The organism is Streptomyces sp. NPDC050619 (genome assembly GCF_040654815.1).
Lineage (GTDB): Bacteria > Actinomycetota > Actinomycetes > Streptomycetales > Streptomycetaceae > Streptomyces.
On sequence record NZ_JBFAIR010000035.1, the window covers coordinates 39,512 to 57,870 of the forward strand.

At 70.9% G+C, this 18,359-nt stretch carries 16 protein-coding genes; 12 read left to right on the forward strand and 4 right to left on the reverse strand.

The window, feature by feature from the left end; translation table 11 throughout:
• The first annotated feature begins 2 nt into the window (after positions 1 to 2).
• Complete coding sequence (locus AB0I77_RS40720) at positions 3 to 779, forward strand: SpcZ (RefSeq protein WP_363287880.1); 777 nt, start codon at positions 3 to 5, stop codon at positions 777 to 779.
• Between the two features lie 69 nt (positions 780 to 848).
• On the opposite strand, the gene AB0I77_RS40725 is transcribed toward AB0I77_RS40720, so the two are convergent.
• A complete protein-coding gene (locus tag AB0I77_RS40725) occupies positions 849 to 2,732 on the reverse strand; it encodes an ABC transporter ATP-binding protein (RefSeq protein WP_363287881.1) in 1,884 nt (627 codons plus the stop codon).
• Positions 2,729 to 4,507: an ABC transporter ATP-binding protein gene (locus tag AB0I77_RS40730; protein WP_363287882.1), complete on the reverse strand. Its 1,779-nt coding sequence runs from the start codon at positions 4,505 to 4,507 to the stop codon at positions 2,729 to 2,731. The genes AB0I77_RS40725 and AB0I77_RS40730 overlap by 4 nt, the downstream gene beginning before the upstream one ends.
• A gap of 204 nt (positions 4,508 to 4,711) precedes the next feature.
• Between AB0I77_RS40730 and AB0I77_RS40735 the strand changes: the two genes are divergently transcribed.
• The 4 genes from AB0I77_RS40735 to AB0I77_RS40750 are packed head-to-tail and all read left to right on the forward strand — an operon-like array spanning position 4,712 to position 8,280.
• A complete protein-coding gene (locus AB0I77_RS40735; protein ID WP_363287883.1) occupies positions 4,712 to 5,617 on the forward strand; it encodes an ABC transporter ATP-binding protein in 906 nt (301 codons plus the stop codon).
• The gene (locus AB0I77_RS40740; RefSeq protein ID WP_363287884.1) at positions 5,614 to 6,363 is read left to right on the forward strand and encodes an ABC transporter permease; all 750 of its coding nucleotides are present in this window, start codon (positions 5,614 to 5,616) and stop codon (positions 6,361 to 6,363) included. The genes AB0I77_RS40735 and AB0I77_RS40740 overlap by 4 nt, the downstream gene beginning before the upstream one ends.
• 26 nt (positions 6,364 to 6,389) lie before the next feature.
• Complete coding sequence (locus AB0I77_RS40745; RefSeq protein WP_363287885.1) at positions 6,390 to 7,646, forward strand: sensor histidine kinase; 1,257 nt, start codon at positions 6,390 to 6,392, stop codon at positions 7,644 to 7,646.
• Positions 7,636 to 8,280, forward strand: a complete 645-nt coding sequence (locus tag AB0I77_RS40750) for a response regulator transcription factor (protein ID WP_363287886.1) — start codon at positions 7,636 to 7,638, stop codon at positions 8,278 to 8,280. Before AB0I77_RS40745 ends, AB0I77_RS40750 begins: the two co-directional genes overlap by 11 nt.
• An 18-nt stretch (positions 8,281 to 8,298) precedes the next feature.
• Here AB0I77_RS40750 and glgX read toward each other — a convergent pair whose 3' ends face one another.
• A complete protein-coding gene (glgX, locus tag AB0I77_RS40755) occupies positions 8,299 to 10,554 on the reverse strand; it encodes a glycogen debranching protein GlgX (protein ID WP_363287887.1) in 2,256 nt (751 codons plus the stop codon).
• Positions 10,555 to 10,706: 152 nt separating this feature from the next.
• Here glgX and AB0I77_RS40760 point away from each other — a divergent pair, with 152 nt between their 5' ends.
• From AB0I77_RS40760 to AB0I77_RS40790, 7 genes are all read left to right on the forward strand, one after another.
• The gene (locus AB0I77_RS40760; RefSeq protein ID WP_363287888.1) at positions 10,707 to 11,948 is read left to right on the forward strand and encodes an Ig-like domain-containing protein; all 1,242 of its coding nucleotides are present in this window, start codon (positions 10,707 to 10,709) and stop codon (positions 11,946 to 11,948) included.
• A 161-nt stretch (positions 11,949 to 12,109) separates the two neighbouring features.
• On the forward strand, positions 12,110 to 13,354 hold the full coding sequence (locus tag AB0I77_RS40765; protein ID WP_363287889.1) for an Ig-like domain-containing protein: 1,245 nt from the start codon (positions 12,110 to 12,112) through the stop codon (positions 13,352 to 13,354).
• A 78-nt stretch (positions 13,355 to 13,432) separates the two neighbouring features.
• Positions 13,433 to 14,200: an enoyl-CoA hydratase-related protein gene (locus AB0I77_RS40770; protein ID WP_363287890.1), complete on the forward strand. Its 768-nt coding sequence runs from the start codon at positions 13,433 to 13,435 to the stop codon at positions 14,198 to 14,200.
• A 275-nt stretch (positions 14,201 to 14,475) separates the two neighbouring features.
• The gene (locus AB0I77_RS40775; RefSeq protein ID WP_363287891.1) at positions 14,476 to 14,979 is read left to right on the forward strand and encodes an ATP-binding protein; all 504 of its coding nucleotides are present in this window, start codon (positions 14,476 to 14,478) and stop codon (positions 14,977 to 14,979) included.
• Positions 14,980 to 15,069: 90 nt separating this feature from the next.
• A complete protein-coding gene (locus tag AB0I77_RS40780) occupies positions 15,070 to 15,828 on the forward strand; it encodes a polysaccharide deacetylase family protein (RefSeq protein ID WP_363287892.1) in 759 nt (252 codons plus the stop codon).
• Positions 15,825 to 17,006 (forward strand): YncE family protein, encoded by a 1,182-nt coding sequence (locus AB0I77_RS40785; protein ID WP_363287893.1) that lies wholly within the window; start codon positions 15,825 to 15,827, stop codon positions 17,004 to 17,006. The genes AB0I77_RS40780 and AB0I77_RS40785 overlap by 4 nt, the downstream gene beginning before the upstream one ends.
• A 95-nt stretch (positions 17,007 to 17,101) precedes the next feature.
• Positions 17,102 to 17,713, forward strand: coding sequence for an ADP-ribosyltransferase (locus AB0I77_RS40790; RefSeq protein ID WP_363287894.1), 612 nt, complete (start codon positions 17,102 to 17,104; stop codon positions 17,711 to 17,713).
• Here the strand turns inward: AB0I77_RS40790 and AB0I77_RS40795 are convergent.
• Positions 17,667 to 18,338 (reverse strand): GNAT family N-acetyltransferase, encoded by a 672-nt coding sequence (locus AB0I77_RS40795; protein WP_363287895.1) that lies wholly within the window; start codon positions 18,336 to 18,338, stop codon positions 17,667 to 17,669. The two genes, AB0I77_RS40790 and AB0I77_RS40795, sit on opposite strands and share 47 nt — an antisense overlap.
• Between the last annotated feature and the right edge of the window lie 21 nt (positions 18,339 to 18,359).

Genomic DNA, 18,359 nt, shown 5'->3' on the forward strand with positions numbered 1-18,359 from the left:
CGATGACGACGACCGAGGCCGAGGAGTTCCGCGCCCTGCTTCAGGACCCGGCCGCAGGGCACGCCCGAGGTCTGCCACCCGCCTGGTTCCTGAACGTGTCCGCAGCCCTGTACGAGGAACTGGACCCCGCACGCCGTGACGCCTGGGCCCACGACCTGTACACCGCACTGTGCCGTACCGACGGCCGGGTTCCGCTCACCGTCACCCACCTCTGGCACACCGGCACGATCCTCCCGGTCCTGACCGAGACCGCCACCCGCCTCGGCCACGACCCGGCCCCCTTCCAGTCCCTCGCCGCCGCCCACCACCATGCCCTGACCGGCCACAACCCCTCGGAGCACCGCTGGGCAGCCACCCTGGAGCCGGCCCTGCGCCGTCTCTACCGCGACGCCTATGCCTACGCCGCGGCTTACGCCACGGCCTACGACAACGCCCACGCCTACGCTCTCGCCAACGACTTCACCCCCACCGACGCCGACACCTACGGCCGTGACTACGCCGACGAGACCACGGAACCCAACGCGCGGGCATTCACCGAGGCCAACGCCACCGCGAACGCCCGCGCTACGGCCACGGCCTACGCCACGGAAGACCCCGACGCCTACGCCCTCACCTTCCCCGGCGCCCGGACCCGGGCCTACGTGCGCGCAGCCGCCGCGGCACCCCCGCAGGACCCGTCTGCCGAGGCTTCGCGACGCACGACCGCCTGCGCCAGACTCGCCGACGGCCTCGTGGCGAGCCTGAACCATGGCCAGGACCGCCAGGACCGCCACCTCTGACAGCTCTGACAGCTCTGACAGCTCTGACAGCTCTGGCAGGTCTGGCAGGTCTGAAAACGACAGCTACAGTCACGCCAGGCTGTCCCGCCACGCCCGGTGCAGATCCGCGAACCGGCCCGTGCCCGCGACGAGTTCCGCCGGTGTGCCGTCCTCGACGATCCGTCCGTGCTCCATGACCAGCACCCGGTCGGCGATCTCGACCGTCGACAGCCGGTGCGCGATGACGACGGCCGTACGCCCGCGCAGGACCGTCGCCATCGCGCGTTGCACGGCCCGTTCGCCCGGGATGTCCAGCGAGCTGGTCGCCTCGTCCAGGATCAGCACGGCCGGGTCGGCGAGCAACGCCCGGGCGAAGGCGACGAGTTGACGCTGCCCGGCGGAGATACGGCCGCCTCGCTTGCGTACGTCCGTGTCGTAGCCGTCGGGCAGCTGCTGGATGAAGTCGTGCGCGCCGATCGCCTTCGCGGCCTGCTCGATGTCCTCGCGGGTGGCGTCCGGCCGTCCGATGGCGATGTTCTCGGCGACCGTGCCGGAGAACAGGAAGGCCTCCTGCGTCACCATGACCACCCCGCGCCGCAGTTCGGGCACGGCGAGGTCGCGCAGGTCGACGCCGTCGAGCAGGATCCGGCCCGCGGAGGCGTCGTAGAAGCGGGCGAGCAGCTTGGCCAGGGTCGACTTGCCCGCGCCGGTCGAGCCGACGACCGCGACCGTCTGTCCGGCCGGCAGGGTGAGGTCGAAGCGGGGCAGGACCTCGCCGCCGGTGCGGTAGGCGAACCGGACCCCGTCGAAGACGACCTCGCGGCCGGGGTGCTCCGACTCCAGGGGCGGCAGCTGCGTGGGCGTGGCCGGCTCGGGCACCGTCGGCGTCTGCGCGAGCAGCCCCGCGATCTTCTCCAGGGAGGCCGCCGCCGACTGGTACGAGTTCAGGAACATGCCGAGCCGGTCTATCGGGTCGTACAGCCGCCGCAGATACAGCACCGCCGCCGCCAGCACACCCAGCTCCAGCGAGCCGCCCGCCACCCGGTAGGCACCCCACAGCACGATCAGCGCGACCGCCGTGTTGGCGACCAGCCGCGAGCCGACGACATAGCGGGCCATCTCAAGCAGCGCGTCGCCATTCATGCGCTCATGCCGCTCGTTCAGTACGCGGAAGTCGGCGTCGTTGGCGGCCTCGCGGCGGAACGCGCGCACCGGCCGGATGCCGTTCATCGTCTCGACGAACTTGACGATGACGCCGGCGATGGCCGTCGACCGCTTCCGGTACACCCGCCCCGCGCGCCGCCGGTAGACCCGGATGAGGAGGTACAGCGGCACGAAGGAGGCCACCGCGACCGCGCCGAGCCCCAGGTCCAGCCAGAGCAGCAGCGCCGAGATGTAGACGAAGGACAGGAAGACGGTGACCAGTTCCTGCAACCCCTCATTGAGCAGCTCGCGCAGGGCCTCGACATCCGTGGTGGAGCGGGAGATGAGCCGGCCCGAGGTGTAGCGCTCGTGGAAGTCGACGCTCAGCGCCTGGGCATGGCGGAAGATACGGCCGCGCAGGTCGAGCAGTACGTCCTGGCTGACGCGGGCGGAGGCGATGATGAACACGGACTGGAGTACGCCGGAGGCCAGCGCGCACAGCAGATAGCCGGCGGCCACCGCGACCAGCGGGCCGTTGTCGTTCTCGCGGAACGCGGGTACGGCGTTGTCGATGGCGTACGCCACCAGCAGCGGGCCCGCCTGCACGGCCGCCTGCTGGAGCAACAGGAGGAGCGTCGTGACGGCCACGCGGGCCTTCATCGGGGCGAGGAGGGAGCGCAGGAGAGCGACGGTGGCGCCCGGGGGACTGGGCAGCACGTCGCGGTCGAAGGAATCGCCCGAGGCATGGGGTTCCCCGCCCGGCTCCTTCCCGCCCGACTTCTTCCCGCCCGGCTGCTCCTTGTCCGGTGCGCTGGTCGTGGGCGCCGTCATCGGTCGGCCTCCTCGGTCCCGGACATCAGATGGGCGTACTCGGCGTTCGTGCGCAGCAGTTCCTGGTGCGTGCCGACGGCGGCGATACGGCCGCCGGAGAGCAGCGCGACGCGGTCGGCGAGCAGCACGGTCGACGGGCGGTGCGCCACGATGAGCGCGGTGGTGTCGGCGAGGACGTCCCGCAGGGCGGCCTCGACGGCGGCCTCGGTGTGCACGTCCAGGGCGGACAGCGGGTCGTCGAGCACCAGGAACCGGGGGCGGCCGACGACGGCTCTGGCCAGCGCGAGCCGCTGTCGCTGCCCGCCGGAGAGGCTGTGGCCCTGCTCGCCGACCTGGGTGTCCGTGCCCTGGGGCAGCGCGTACACGAAGTCGGCCTGCGCGACGGCGAGCGCGCGCTCCAACTCGGTGGTTCCCGCGGCGGTGTCGGCGCCCATGAGCACGTTCTCGCCGGCGCCCGCGGAGAAGAGGGTGGGTTCCTCGAAGGCGACGGCCACCATCGAGCGCAGCTCTTCCCGGGACATCCGCGTGATGTCCTCGCCGTCCAGCGTGATCTGCCCGGACGTCACCTCGTGGAGGCGCGGGACGAGGGCGGTGAGCGTGGTCTTCCCGCTTCCGGTGGCGCCGACCAGGGCCATGGACTCGCCCGGGCGGATGTGGAGGTCGATGCGGTCGAGGACGGGCGGGGAGTCGGCGGGGGCGTCGGGGTAGCGGAACCGGACCTCGTGGAAGCGAAGTCCGCTGTCATCGGACCGTGCGGCAGCACCGGCGGCGACGGTCGGCTTCTCCCGCTCCTCGTCCATCACCTCGAAGTACCGCTCCGTCGCCGTCGCCGCCTCCTGGCTCATCGCCAGCAGGAAGCCGATCGAGTCGACCGGCCACCGCAGCGCGAGAGCCGTGGACAGGAAGGCGACCAGCGTGCCGGCCGAGAGGTCACCGTCGGCCACCTGCACCGCCCCCAGCACCAGCGCCGCCCCGATGGCCACCTCCGGCAGCGTCACGATGACGCCCCAGATCGTCGCGAGCAGCCCCGCCTTGCGCAGCTCCGTCCCCCGCAGGGTCCACGACAGCTTCCGGAACGCCTGGGCCTGACTGCGATGCCGTCCGAACCCCTTGATGATCCGGATGCCGAGCACGCTCTCCTCGACCACCGTCGTCAGATCGCCCACCTGGTCCTGCGCGCGCCGCGCCACCTTCGCGTACCGCTTCTCGAAGATCACGCAGGTCACCATCACGGGGATGGCCGGCCCCAGGATCACCAGCCCCAGCGACCAGTCCTGCATCAGCATGATCACCACACCGATGACGATCGTCACACCGTTGACCAGCAGGAACGTCAGCGGAAAGGCGAGGAACATGCGCAGCAGCATCAGGTCCGTCGTGCCCCGGGACAGTAACTGGCCCGAGGCCCACCGGTCGTGGAAGGCCACCGGCAGCCGCTGGAGATGCCGGTACAGATCCGCCCGCATCGCCGCCTCGACGCCCGCCAGCGGTCGCGCCACCAGCCACCTCCGCAGCCCGAACAGCAGGGCCTCCGCGAGCCCGAGCAGCAGCAGGTACAGCGCGCCGAGCCACACGCCCGCCGGATCGCGGTCGGCGACCGGCCCGTCCACCATCCACTTCAGGACGAGCGGGATCACCAGCCCCGCGCACGAGGCGAGCACCGCGACGAACGCGGCGCCGAACAGCCGCACCCGCACGGGCCGGACGTACGGCCACAGCCGCAGGAGGGTTCGTACGGCGGAGCGTTCCTTGGTGGTTGCAGGTGTCGTCGGCATCAGCAGCGAGCCTACGGACCGGCACTGACAACGCCCACCGAGTTTTGGCCGGACCCGGATCGGTCGCTGGTCCTACGACCTGCGTATATGGAGGAAATGCGGCAGGGATGTGAGGGTCGTACGACGGCATCAACCGATCGGCTGATGCCGCTTCGAGCGGGACGGCCGATGTCCGCGCCGCCCCTTCACCGCAAGGCTTGTGCCATGTCCGTCATCGAAGTCACCGACCTGCGCAAGTCGTACAGCGGCCGACCCGTCGTCGACGGCGTCTCCTTCGCCGTCGAGGAGGGCGAGATCTTCGGCGTCCTCGGCCCGAACGGCGCCGGCAAGACCACCACCGTCGAGTGCGTCGAGGGCCTGCGCGTGCCCGACGCGGGCCGCGTCCGCGTCACCGGCCTCGACCCGGTCGCCGAGCACGAGGCCACCCGCCGCGTCCTCGGCGCCCAGCTCCAGCAGAGCGAGCTACAGGACAAGCTGACCGTCCGCGAGGCGCTGGAGCTGTACGCCGCCTTCTATCCGCACCCGCTCGACTGGCGGCCGCTGGCCGAACGCCTCGGCCTGACCGCCAAGTCGACCACCCGGTTCGGCAAGCTCTCCGGCGGCCAGAAACAGCGCCTGTTCATCGCGCTCGCCCTGATCGGCAATCCCCGGATCGTCGTCCTGGACGAGCTGACCACCGGCCTCGACCCGCGCGCCCGCCGGGACACCTGGGAGCTGATCGAGGACATCCGCGCGAACGGCGTCACCGTCCTCCTCGTCACCCACTTCATGGAGGAGGCACAGCGGTTGTGCGACCGGATCGCCGTGATCGACAAGGGCAGGATCGCCGCCCTGGACACCCCGGCCGGCCTGATCCACCGCTCGGCGGGCGCCACCGTCATCAGCTTCACGCCCTCCGCGCCTCTCGAAGACGGTGACCTGAACGCGCTCCCCGCGCTCGCGTCGATCGAGCACAAGGACGGCCGGATCACGCTCTCCGGCACCGACGAGACTGTCAACGCCGTCATCACCCTCCTCGCCCGCACCCACATCACGGCCCACCAACTCCGCGTCACCGACGCCACGCTGGACGACGCGTTCCTCGACCTCACGAAGGAGGCAGCGGCATGAGCACGGCCGTCGTCCACACCGCCGTACTGAAAGCCGAGTTCCGCCTCCTGAGGCGCGAGCCCGGCAGCCTCTTCTGGATCCTGCTGTTCCCCACCCTTCTGCTGGTGATCCTCGGCTCCATCCCGTCCTTCCAGGACCCCGACCCGTCCCTCGACGGACTGCGCGTGGTCGACGTCTACGTCCCGGTGGCCGTGCTGCTCGGCCTGATCGTCGGCGGGATCCAGTCGATGCCGCAGACCCTCACCGGCTACCGCGAGCGCGGCATCCTGCGCCGGATGTCCACCACACCCGTACGGCCCTCCGCCCTGCTGTCCGCGCAGATGCTGGTCTACGGCGGGGCCGCGCTGACGTCGTCGCTGCTCGCGCTCGCGATCGGCCGGCTCGCCTTCGGCGTACGACTGCCCGAGCAGCCCTTCGGATACGCGCTGGCCCTGCTCCTGACCGTCCTGGCCGCCCTCGCGCTGGGCGCGGTGATCTCCGCGCTGTCCTCGACGACGAAAGTCGCGGGCGCCATCGGGTCCGCCGTGTTCTTCCCGTCGATGTTCTGCGCGGGGGTGTGGATGCCGGTGCAGACCATGCCGGACGTGCTGGCCCGGATCGTCGAGTACACGCCGTTCGGCGCGGCGGCCGAGGCCCTGAACCAGGCGGCGGCGGGGGACTGGCCGGGCTGGGGCCACCTGGGCGTGCTGGTGGCCTGGACGGTGCTGCTGACGGCCGGGGCCTCGCGCTGGTTCCGCTGGGAGTGAGTGGACCCGTGCCCGACACTGGGCCCATGGACCGGGACGTGGCGGGAGTCGAGCGGAGGTGGGCGGCGGTCAACCGGTGGGGGCCGTACTGGCTGCTGGCGGTCGGCGCGGTCCTCGCGGTGCCGACCGCGGGCCTGTTCGGCATGGGGCCGGGCGACTGGTACGCCGTCGGGGGCCTGGTCGCCGCCGGGCTGGCGCTCCAGGTGTGGTGGGGGAGCGCCGTCGGCACGCAGCGGCAGCCGTCCGCCACCAGCATCTGCTACTACGCCGTCCGCTGGGTCATCGCCTTCGGCCTCACCTGGATCAACCCGCTGTTCTCCTTCTACGCGTTCACCGGCTACTTCGGCGCCCGGCGGCTGCTGCCGCGGCCACTGGTGACGGTCGGACTGTTCGCCACCGCCGTCATCATGGCCGGTGCGCAGACCGGCGGGCTGCCTCCGCACGGGCGGACCCAGTGGATGCTCTTCGGGGCGGTCCTCGCGATCACCCTCGTCCTGGTCGCCGTCTCCGACCGCGTGTTCGCCACGGAGGACGAACGTGCCCGCATCCAGGCCGAGACCATCGACGAACTGGAGCGCACCAACACGGCGTTGCAGCAGGCGCTCGACGAGAACGCCGCCCTGCACGCCCAACTCCTGCACCAGGCACGGGAAGCGGGCGTCGCCGACGAGCGCCGCCGCCTCGCCGCCGAGATCCACGACACCCTCGCCCAGGGCCTGACCGGCATCATCGCCCAGCTCCAGGTCGTCGCGAACACCCCCGACCCCAAGGCCGCCGGGGAGCATCTCGACCGTGCCTCCGCACTCGCCCGGCACAGCCTCGGCGAGGCCCGCCGCTCCGTGCACAACCTCGCCCCCGCGGCCCTGGAGCACGACGGGCTGCCGGAGGCCCTGAAGAAGACGGTCGCCGACTGGGGCGAACGGACCGGAGTACGCGCCGAGTTCACGGTCACCGGGACAGCGCAGCAGCTCCACGAGGAGGTCGCGGCGACACTGCTGCGCATCGTCCAGGAGGCTCTCTCCAACACCTCCCGGCACGCCGCCGCCACCCGCCTCGGCGTCACCCTCTCCTTCCTGGGCGACGAGGTCATCCTCGACATCCGCGACGACGGACAGGGCTTCGACTCGCTCGCCGTCCCGGAGCGCACGCGAGCCGGCGGCTTCGGCCTCGACGGCATGCGCGCCCGCGCCGAACGCATCGCGGGCACCCTCACCGTGGAGTCGGAGCCGGGTCAGGGCACGGCCCTGTCGGCTCGCGTACCGTTGGTCCGCCATGACAGCTGACGCACCCGTCACCCTGCTGATCGTCGACGACCATCCCGTCGTACGGGACGGTCTGCGCGGCATGTTCGAGTCCGTGCCCGGCTTCACGGTGCTGGGCGAGGCGGCGAACGGCGTCGAGGCGGTCGAGCGGGCCGCGGCCCTCGACCCGGACGTGATCCTGATGGACCTGCGCATGCCGGGCGGGGGCGGAGTCGACGCCATCCGCGAACTGACCCGCCGGGGCGCCCGCGCCAAGATCCTCGTCCTGACCACGTACGACACGGACTCCGACACCCTCCCGGCGATCGAGGCCGGCGCGACGGGCTACCTCCTCAAGGACGCCCCCCGCGACGAACTCTTCACCGCCGTCCGCGCCTCGGCACAAGGCCGCACCGTCCTCTCCCCGGCCATCGCCTCCCGCCTGGTCTCCGCGGTCCGAACTCCCGGGGCCCCGGGCAACGAGCCGCTCTCCGCGCGCGAGCGCGAAGTGCTGGCCCTGGTCGCCAGGGGCACGTCCAACCGCGAGATCGCCCGCGAACTGTTCATCAGCGAGGCGACGGTCAAGACCCACCTCACCCACCTGTATGCGAAGTTGGGCGTCAAGGACCGGGCGGCGGCGGTGGCGACGGCGTACGACCGGGGGATCCTGGGGTGATCCCCTCACAGGGGAACCTCACCCGATCACCTTCAGCAACAGCACGGCCCGCGCGGGCACCGTGATCGCCGCCCCCGCCCGGTGCACGACCCCCGGCGCCTGACCTTGCTCCTCCCTCGACGTGTCGACGACCACCTCGTACCGCTCCGCCCACGGCGGCCCCGGCAGCACGAAGCTCGCCGGGCGGTCCCCGGCGTGCAGGACGGCGAGGAAGCTGTCGTCGAGGATCGGGGCGCCCCGCTCGTCGCGGCCCGGGATGTCCCGGCCGGAGAGGTACATGCCGAGCGTGGCGGCGGGGGCGTACCAGTCCCGTTCCGTCATCTCCGTGCCGCGGGCCGTGAACCAGGCCAGGTCCCGCAGCCCGTCCGCCGAGTGGGCCCGGCCGGAGAAGAAGGCCCGGCGGCGCAGTACCGGGTGGCGGTGGCGCAGGTCGATCAGGCGGGCGGTCAGGTCGGACAGGGCCTTCCAGCCCGGCTCCGCCAGCAGGCTCCAGTCGACCCAGCTGATCTCGTTGTCCTGGCAGTACGCGTTGTTGTTGCCGCGCTGGGTGCGCCCCAGTTCGTCGCCGGCGACCAGCATCGGCACGCCCGTCGACAGCAGCAGGGTCGTCAGGAGGTTCCGCAACTGGCGGCGCCTGAGCGCCCGTACGCGCTCCTCGTCGGTCTCCCCCTCCGCGCCGCAGTTCCAGGACCGGTTGTCGTCCGTGCCGTCCCGGTTGCCCTCGCCGTTCGCCTCGTTGTGCTTGCGCTCGTACGACACGAGGTCGCGCAGGGTGAAACCGTCGTGCGCGGTGATGAAGTTGACCGAGGCGTAGGGGCGGCGCCCGCCCCAGGCGTACAGGTCGCTCGACCCCGACAGGCGGTAGCCCAGGTCCCGCACGTCCGGCAGCGCGCCCCGCCAGAAGTCCCGTACGGCGTTGCGGTAGCGGTCGTTCCACTCCGTCCACAGGGGTGGGAAGGCCCCCACCTGGTACCCGCCGGACCCCACGTCCCACGGCTCGGCGATCAGCTTCACCCGCCGCAGCACCGGGTCCTGGGCGATGACGGCCAGGAACGGGGACAGCATGTCGACGTCGTGCATCGAGCGGGCCAGCGCGGCGGCCAGGTCGAAGCGGAAGCCGTCCACGCCCATCTCCGTCACCCAGTAGCGCAGCGAGTCCGTGATCAGGCGCAGCACATGCGGCTGGACCACGTGCAGGGTGTTCCCGCAGCCCGTGTAGTCCGTGTACCGGCGGGCGTCCGACTGCAACCGGTAGTAGCCGCGGTTGTCGATGCCCTTCAGGGACAGCGTGGGACCCAGCTCGCCCGCCTCCGCCGTGTGGTTGTAGACCACGTCGAGGATGACCTCGATCCCGGCCTCGTGCAGCGCGCGCACCATCCGCTTGAACTCGCCGACCTGCTGACCCGTCGTACCGGAGGCGGCGTAGGCCGCGTGGGGCGCGAAGTAGCCGATCGAGTTGTAGCCCCAGTAGTTCTTCAGGCCCCGCCGCAGCAGATGGTCCTCGTGCGCGAACTGGTGCACCGGCAGCAGCTCGACGGCCGTCACGCCCAGTTTCACCAGGTGCTCGATCGCCGCCGGGTGCGCGAGGCCCGCGTACGTCCCCCGCAGCTCCTGAGGAATCCCCGGGTGCAGCCGCGTGAACCCCCGCACATGCAGCTCGTAGATCACCGAGTCCGCCCACGGCGTCTTCGGGCGGCGGTCGTCCATCCACTCGTCGTCGGTGGTGTCGTCATGGACGACGACGCCCTTGGGGACGTACGGCGCCGAGTCCCGGTCATCCCGCACGGTGTCGGCGACCTGCTGCTGCGGCCAGTCGCGCACATGCCCGTACACCTCCGGCGGCAGGCTGAAGTCGCCGTCCACCGCGCGCGCGTACGGGTCGAGGAGCAGCTTCGCCGGGTTCCACCGGCCGCCGGTCCACGGGTCCCATCGGCCGTGCACCCGGTAGCCGTAGCGCTGACCGGGCATCACGCCCGGCAGGAAGCCGTGCCAGATCTCGTGCGTCAGTTCGGTCAGCGGCGCCCGGGTCTCCTTCCCGGCCTCGTCGAACAGGCACAGCTCGACCGCCTCGGCCCCGCCCGCCCACAGCGCGAAGTTGGTGCCCGCGACCCCGTCAGGACCGACCCGGAACCGGGCGCCCAGCGGCATCGACGCCCCCGGCCACACGGGTACGGCGGGCCCGCGCAGCAGCCTGCCGTTCACCGCGGCGGCGGGGCGCTCCTTCTCGACGGCGCGCCCCTCGGCCACCGCCTCCTGCTCGGCTGCGCTGGACACCTGTCAGCCCTCCACGGCTCGCGGAACGACGAGGGAAAGGGCAGGTGACGTCCCGGCCACGGCACCCCCTCGCGTCGTTCTCCCCACTGTTCTGCCCAGAGGGTGGGTCGCACTCACGTTTCCCCGAAGCGTGCCCGGTCGTTGGGATCTTCGTGAGGCATGCAATGGGACGCGCACGGCGCGCGGGGGTCGCACTGGCCGCCGTACTGACATGGGCAGGGCTGATGGCCACCGCCGGATGCACATCGGACGGCACCGGCGGCCTCGGCATCGGCGGGCTCGGCAAACCCCCGGCACCCGAGGACGTCATCCGGATCTCCCCCGACGACGGCGGCAAGGGCGTACGGCAGGAGCGAAAGCTGCGGGTACGGGTGCACAGCGGGCGCCTGGAGTCGGTGAAGGTGGTCAAGTCCCAGGACGCGCGGGAGTCCCCGGTGCCCGGGCACCTCTCCGCCGACGGCCTGAGCTGGCAGCCCGACGAGGACGTGCTCGCGCTGGCGGCGAAGTACACCGTCGACGCGGTCGCCCTGGACGGCCACGGGCGCCGCTCCGCACGCCACACCACCTTCACGACGTACGTCCCCGGCGAGCGCTTCATCGGGTACGTCACCCCGGAGGACCGTGCCACCGTCGGCACCGGAATGATCGTCTCCCTGGAGTTCAACCGGGAGATCGAGCACCGCGCCGCCGTCGAGCGGGCCGTCCGGGTGACCGCGAAGCCGGCCGTGGAGATCCGCCCGCACTGGTTCGGCAGGTCCCGCCTCGACTTCCGCCCCGAGCGGTACTGGCGGCCCGGCACCCAGGTCACCGTCTCGCTGCGGCTGCGCGACCTCGAAGGGACGCCCGGCGTCTACGGACTCCAGTCCAGGACCTTCTCCTTCACCGTCGGCCGCAGCCAGGTCTCCCTCGTCGACGCGGCCAGGCACACCATGCAGGTGCGGCGGGACGGCGCTCTGCTGGCCACCGTGCCGATCACCGCCGGGGCCCCGAAGACCACCACGTACAACGGCAAGATGGTCGTCACCGAGATGCGCGAGCTGACCCGGATGAACGGCGCCACGGTCGGCTTCAAGAAGGCCGACGGCAAGAGCGAGTACGACATCCCGGACGTCCCGCACGCCATGCGCCTGACCGACTCCGGCACCTTCCTGCACGGCAACTACTGGGCGCCGCATGTCTTCGGCAAGGTCAACGTCAGCCACGGCTGCGTGGGGTTGAGGGATGTGAAGGGCGGCGGTTCGGACACGCCGGCCGGCTGGTTCTTCGACCGCACTCTGATCGGGGACGTCGTCGAGGTCGTCCACAGCAATGACAAAAAGGTCGCTCCCGACAACGGCCTCGGGGGGTGGAACATGGCCTGGAAGGCCTGGAAGGCGGGCAGTGCGGTGAAGTGACCCGACGGGGATGGGGGTTTGTCCAACTTTTCGTTGAAGTCGGTACAGAACGGTGACCATCGGCTGACGTGATGCTCAAAACCCTGCGGTTAATATGCGCCGATGCGTGCGAGGCGCGCACTGGGGAGCGGGTCTGACCAGGCCCGGCGAGGGGAGACAACTTGAACGTGCGACCGATATCGGGGGCTTCGGTTGACGCGCGGGGGCGAGGGGGCAGGGGGCTGCTGGCGCTGATACTCGGCGTCCTGCTGCTGGCCGTCACCGCGTGCGGCGGGGGAGGCTCCGGATCCGGATCAGACGACGGCAAGGACGGCAAGGGCGAGTCGGCCGGTGTCGAGACCAAGCAGTCGCAGGCCGTCGTCTCCATAGCCCCGAAGGACGGTGCCAAGTCCGTCGACACCAGCGGCGCCCTCAAGGTCAGCGCCGCCAAGGGCCAGTTGACCAAGGTCCAGGTCAAGGACGCCGAGGGCACCGAGATAGCCGGGAAGATCACCGGCGGCGGCGCCACCTGGACGCCGTCCACGCACCTCGCCTCCGCCACCACGTACACGGTGCACGCGGTCGCGAAGGACTCCGAGGGCCGTCAGGCGGCCAAGGAGTCCCGCTTCACCACCCTGACGCCGCGGAACACGTTCATCGGCACCTTCACCCCCGAGGACGGCTCGAAGGTCGGCGTCGGAATGCCGTTCTCGATCCGCTTCACCCGGGGGATCACCAGCCCCGAGGACGTCGAGAAGGCCATCACCATCAAGACCGAGCCGGCCGTCGACGTCGAGGGCCACTGGTTCGGCAACGACCGCCTCGACTTCCGCCCGGAGAAGTACTGGAAGTCAGGCACCAAGGTCACCGTCGACCTCGACCTCGACGGCGTCGAGGGCCGCGAGGGCGTCTACGGCAAGCAGGACAAGACCGTCTCCTTCACCATCGGCCGCAACCAGGTCTCCGTCGTCGACGTGAAGACCAAGCAGATGAAGGTCACGCAGGACGGCAAGGTCGTCAAGACCATCCCGGTCACCACCGGCAAGCCCGGCTACGACACCTGGAACGGCCAGATGGTCATCACCGAGCGGCTCACGGTGACCCGGATGAACGGCGACACGGTCGGCTACGGCGGCGAGTACGACATCCCGGACGTCCCGCACGCCATGCGCCTGACCACCTCCGGCACCTTCATCCACGGCAACTACTGGGGCGGCGGCGCCTTCGGCAACTACAACGCCAGCCACGGCTGCATCGGCCTGCGCGACGTCAAGGGCGGCTACGACAGCGGAGTTCCGGCCGCGTGGTTCTTCAACCACTCGATGACCGGCGACGTGGTGGTGGTGAAGAACTCCAACGACGCGACGGTCGCCCCGGACAACGGGCTCAACGGCTGGAACATGTCGTGGGAGAAGTGGAAGGCGTGAGCGTTCGCTGAGGTAGGTGCCCGGTGCTGTGATGGACGGCACCGGGCCGTTGTCGTTAGTCCCCGTTAACCTGCTGGCATGACCGTGAATCTCGAAGTCGCCGAGGGCGTCGGCACGATCCGCCTCGACCGCCCGCCCATGAACGCGCTGGACGTCGCCACACAGGACCGGCTGAAGGAACTCGCCGAGGAGGCCGGGCGTCGCGAGGATGTGCGCGCGGTGATCCTGTGGGGCGGGGAGAAGGTGTTCGCGGCCGGCGCGGACATCAAGGAGATGCAGGCCATGGACCACACGGCGATGGTCCTGCGCGCCCGCGCCCTCCAGGACTCGTTCACGGCGGTCGCCCGCATCCCCAAGCCGGTCGTGGCGGCCGTCACGGGCTACGCGCTGGGCGGCGGCTGCGAACTCGCCCTCTGCGCGGACTTCCGTATCGCCGCCGACAACGCCAAGCTCGGCCAGCCGGAGATCCTGCTCGGCCTGATCCCGGGAGCGGGCGGCACACAGCGGCTCTCCCGGCTGATCGGCCCGTCCAAGACGAAGGACCTGGTCTTCACGGGCCGGATGGTCAAGGCGGACGAGGCGCTGACGCTGGGTCTGGTGGACCGCGTCGTCCCGGCCGACGAGGTGTACGCCGAGGCGCACGCATGGGCGGCGAGGCTGGCGCAGGGCCCGGCCATCGCGCTCCGCGCCGCCAAGGAGGCGATCGACACGGGCCTGGAGACGGACCTCGAGACGGGCCTGGCGGTGGAACGGAACTGGTTCGCGGGCCTGTTCGCCACGGAGGACCGCGAGCGCGGGATGCGGAGCTTCGTGGAGGAGGGCCCCGGCAAGGCGAAATTCCTCTGATCCATTCCGCTGAATCGCTTGCAATTGACGCGATGTCTGGTCCGGGTCCCTCGATGGGGCGGTTTACGGGAGCCTTAATGCACCCTTAAATCTGCCGAGTCGAGGGGGGCCGTCGATTGCCTCCAAGTCGGCCTTCGCCGCAGGTCGGAGCGGATGTCCAGACCTTTGAAGTGCCACTGGCATATGCCGATCGAATCCACCGGAATGGCGGCTTCCGCAGAGCGTATTCCCCTGGAACGGCCCCGGAGGGTGCTCTGGGCGGCCATGATGGGGGCATGGCGGGGCTGGAGGGTATCGAGCAGCCGCGGGGAGACGGCCGTGCGACCGCGGCTCGCTGGTCTCCGGCGGTCGAGGACGAACACGCGCTCAAGGCACTCGAACTGTTCGGCAACCCCACGGAGGCGGAGGTTCCGCTGCCGTCCCGCCCCGAGTCCGCGGCCACGGCACGCCGACTGGCCCAGGTGATCGTCCTGCGCCAGTGGGGCCTCACCCCGAAGATGACGGAAGACGCCGTCCTCCTGGTCTCCGAACTGGTCGGCAACGCCGTACGGCACACCGGCGCCCGTGTCTTCGGCCTGCGCATGCGCCGCCGCCGGGGCTGGATCCGCGTCGAGGTCCGCGATCCCTCCCGGGGCCTGCCCTGTCTCATGCCGGTCCAGGAGATGGACATCAGCGGCCGAGGGCTGTTCCTGGTCGACAAGTTGTCCGACCGCTGGGGCGTGGATCTGCTGCCGCGAGGCAAGACGACATGGTTCGAGATGAGGGTCGCTGATCGCTGATCGCTGTCCTGTCGAGACGGGCGGTGCGGCGCGACGGCAACCGGCCGCCGTTCGGACGAATCATCACCTTTCCACCCCAACTCTCCTTAAATGGGGCAGGTGACCCCCACCGACCGCCGGACGGCACTCCGCACAGGCGCCGCCCTCGTCGCCGCAGGCGCACTCACCACCGACTGCGCACGCACCGGAGCCGCCGCCCACCCGGCCCCCACCACCCAGCCCTCCACCCCCCGCCGCTTCCCCGGCCACCCCGCCCAGCTCACCCACGGCCCGCGCACCGACCCCCGCGTGGCGCTCACCTTCCACGGCCAGGGCGACCCCGCCATCGCCCGGGCCCTTCTCGACGAAGCCGAACAACACGGCGCCCGCGTCACCGTCCTGGCCGTCGGCACCTGGCTCGACGAACACCCCGAGCTGGCCGGCCGCGTCCTCGACGGCGGCCACGACCTCGGCAACCACACCCTCCACCACCTCGACATCAACGCGCTGCCCGAGGCCGAGGCGCGCGAGGAGATCGCCGGCTGCGCCGAGCGCCTGACCCGCCTCACCGGCTCGATCGGCACCTGGTTCCGCCCCTCCCGCGGCCCCCGCGCCTCCCCCCTCGTGCAACGCCTCGCCCACGACGCGGGCTACCCGCACGTCCTCTCCTACGACGTCGACTCCCTCGACTTCACCTCGCCCGGCGCCCCCGCCGTCACCCGCAAGGTCCTCGGCGAGATCCGCAACGGATCCGTGGTGAGCCTGCACTTCGGATACCCGGACACGGTCGCCGCGCTCCCCGTCGTACTGGAAGAACTGAACCGCCGCGGCCTCCGCGCGGTCACCACCACGGAGTTGCTCAGCCGATGACGCACCGCACCCTCCTCAAGCGCACCCTGATCCTCGGCGCGGCCCTGCTCGCGCTCGCCGCCTGCGGCACCGAGACCGAGGACCGCGCCACCGAGTCCCTCGCCACCGAGGCCGCGCTCCCCGCCCCGCCGAAGAAGAAGCCCGTGCGGGGGCTGCCCGGCATGCCGCCCGTCCTCGACCCGGAGGACGTGTACGCGGCCGACCGCCCGAACAAGCTCTCCCCGGTGGTCAAGGACTTCCCGTCCCGGGTCTACGTCCCCAACACCGAGTCCGACACCGTTTCCGTGATCGACCCGAAGACGTACGAGGTCATCGAGACGATCCGGGTCGGCCGCCAGCCCCAGCACGTCGTGCCCTCCTGGGACCTGAAGACGCTCTGGGTCAACAACAACCGCGGCCACACCCTCACCCCCATCGACCCGAAGACCGGCAAGGCGGGCAAGGAGGTCGAGGTGCACGACCCGTACAACCTCTACTTCACGCCCAACGGCAAGTACGCCGTCGTCATGGCCTCCCTCGACCGCGAACTCGTCTTCCGCGACCCGCACACCATGAAGCGGCTCAAGACCGAACCGGTCACCTGCTACGGCGTCAACCACGCCGACTTCTCCCTCGACGGCAAGTACTTCATCGTCTCCTGCGAGTTCAGCGGCGAACTCCTCAAGGTCGACACCGAGAAGATGAAGGTCGTCGGGCAGCAGAAGCTGCCGTTCGACGGCGCGATGCCGCAGGACGTGAAGGTCTCGCCCGACGGGAAGCGGTTCTACATCGCGGACATGAAGGCCGACGGCATGTGGGTCCTCGACGGCGACACGTTCGACAAGCCCGAGCTGCTGCCCACCGGCAAGGGCACCCACGGCCTCTACGTCGGCCGCGACTCGCGCGAGATGTACGTCTCCAACCGGGGCGAAGGCACCGTCTCCGTCTTCGACTTCACCCAGAACAAGCTCACCAAGAAGTGGCGCCTGCCCGACGGCGGCAGCCCCGACATGGGCGGGGTCTCGGCCGACGGCAAGGTCCTGTGGCTGTCGGGGCGTTACGACTCCGAGGTGTACGCCATCGACACCCGCACCGGCATCCAGCTCGCCCGCATCCCCGTCGGCAGCGGCCCGCACGGCCTCGCGGTCTACCCGCAACCGGGCCGGTACTCGCTGGGTCACACGGGCATCTTCCGGTGACAGCGACATCTTCCGTTGACAGCAAGGTGAGTTGACACGCCGTCGTACGAGTGACGGTCCGCGATCCGCCGCCGCACAGCCGAGATGGTGCTCCCATGATCACAACTCGCCTGCGGCGGCGTGCCGCTGCCGCCGTCCTGTCCCTCGCGGCCGTCCTCGCGACGACCGCCGCCACCGTGCCGGAGACGGCCCTGACGACGGCCCCCACGAAGGCCGCCGCCCCCGCCTGTCCGCTGTTCGACGACCCGGTCAAGGCCGCCGCCGACCGCCGCGTCGACGTCGAGCGCATCACCCCCGAGCCGGTCTGGCGCACCACCTGCGGCACGCTCTACCGCAGTGACGGCCGCGGCCCGGACATCGTCTTCGAGGAGGGCTTCCAGCCGAAGAACGTCATCGACGGCCAGTACGACATCGAGAAGTACGTCCTGGTCAACCAGCCCTCCCCGTACGTGTCCACGTCCTACGACCACGACCTGTACAAGACGTGGTGGAAGTCCGGCTACAACTACTACATCGACGCCCCCGGCGGCGTGGACGTCAACAAGACCATCGGCGACACCCACAAGTGGGCCGACCAGGTCGAGGTCGCCTTCCCCGGCGGCATCGCCCGGCAGTACATCATCGGGGTCTGCCCGGTGGACAAGAAGACCAAGACCGAGATCATGAGCGACTGCGAGAGCAACCCGTACTACGCGCCCTGGCACTGAGCAGCAGCGCCTCCGCGCCCACGGGACGGTAGCCGCCCGCCTGGAACGCCCGCATGCTGCGGGCGTTCCCCGGCGCCACCTGGGCCCACAGCGGCTCCGTGACGAGATGCCGGGCCGCCGTCACCAGCGCCCGGCCCAGTCCCCGGTGCCGTACCCCTTCGTCCACCTCGACGGAGACCTCCGCCCGCCCGGCGATCCCGCGCCCGATCACCAGCACCCCGCCGTCCGCCGTCCACGCGCGCACGTCGTCCCGCCGGCCACGCGCGTACTCGATCCGCGGATGCCCGGCGTCCGCGATCTCCTTCAGCGCCAGCGGCGGCTCGCCCGGCAGAGGTGAGCCGAGCAGCATCGCGTCGATCGTCTCGGCCATGCGCCCCGTCCGCTCCATGAAGGCCGCCAGGAACCGCGCGTTCATCGTCGCCGCGAGGGCGTCGCACGGCACGGCGTCCAGCGTGTCGTACACCCACCGCGGATCCTCGTCCGTGAAGACGACCGAGTGCGCCGTGAAGGCGAGGACGCCCGCGTCCCGGTGGGACGCCTGGGGCACGACCGTCGTACGGCCGTCCGCCGGCGGGAAGACGCCCCGCGCCACCGCGTCGAGAATGTCCCGCAAGGTCTCCGCCACGACCGGGCTCCCGTGCTCCTT

Coding starts and splice junctions, on each gene's coding strand:
- AB0I77_RS40750 (WP_363287886.1), top strand. CDS start 7,636: ATGACAGCTGACGCACCCGTCACCCTGCTGATCGTCGACGACCATCCC.
- AB0I77_RS40790 (WP_363287894.1), top strand. CDS start 17,102: ATGATCACAACTCGCCTGCGGCGGCGTGCCGCTGCCGCCGTCCTGTCC.
- AB0I77_RS40775 (WP_363287891.1), top strand. CDS start 14,476: ATGGCGGGGCTGGAGGGTATCGAGCAGCCGCGGGGAGACGGCCGTGCG.
- AB0I77_RS40730 (WP_363287882.1), bottom strand. CDS start 4,507: ATGCCGACGACACCTGCAACCACCAAGGAACGCTCCGCCGTACGAACC.
- AB0I77_RS40740 (WP_363287884.1), top strand. CDS start 5,614: ATGAGCACGGCCGTCGTCCACACCGCCGTACTGAAAGCCGAGTTCCGC.
- AB0I77_RS40720 (WP_363287880.1), top strand. CDS start 3: ATGACGACGACCGAGGCCGAGGAGTTCCGCGCCCTGCTTCAGGACCCG.
- AB0I77_RS40785 (WP_363287893.1), top strand. CDS start 15,825: ATGACGCACCGCACCCTCCTCAAGCGCACCCTGATCCTCGGCGCGGCC.
- AB0I77_RS40745 (WP_363287885.1), top strand. CDS start 6,390: ATGGACCGGGACGTGGCGGGAGTCGAGCGGAGGTGGGCGGCGGTCAAC.
- AB0I77_RS40735 (WP_363287883.1), top strand. CDS start 4,712: ATGTCCGTCATCGAAGTCACCGACCTGCGCAAGTCGTACAGCGGCCGA.
- AB0I77_RS40780 (WP_363287892.1), top strand. CDS start 15,070: ATGGGGCAGGTGACCCCCACCGACCGCCGGACGGCACTCCGCACAGGC.
- AB0I77_RS40770 (WP_363287890.1), top strand. CDS start 13,433: ATGACCGTGAATCTCGAAGTCGCCGAGGGCGTCGGCACGATCCGCCTC.
- AB0I77_RS40725 (WP_363287881.1), bottom strand. CDS start 2,732: ATGACGGCGCCCACGACCAGCGCACCGGACAAGGAGCAGCCGGGCGGG.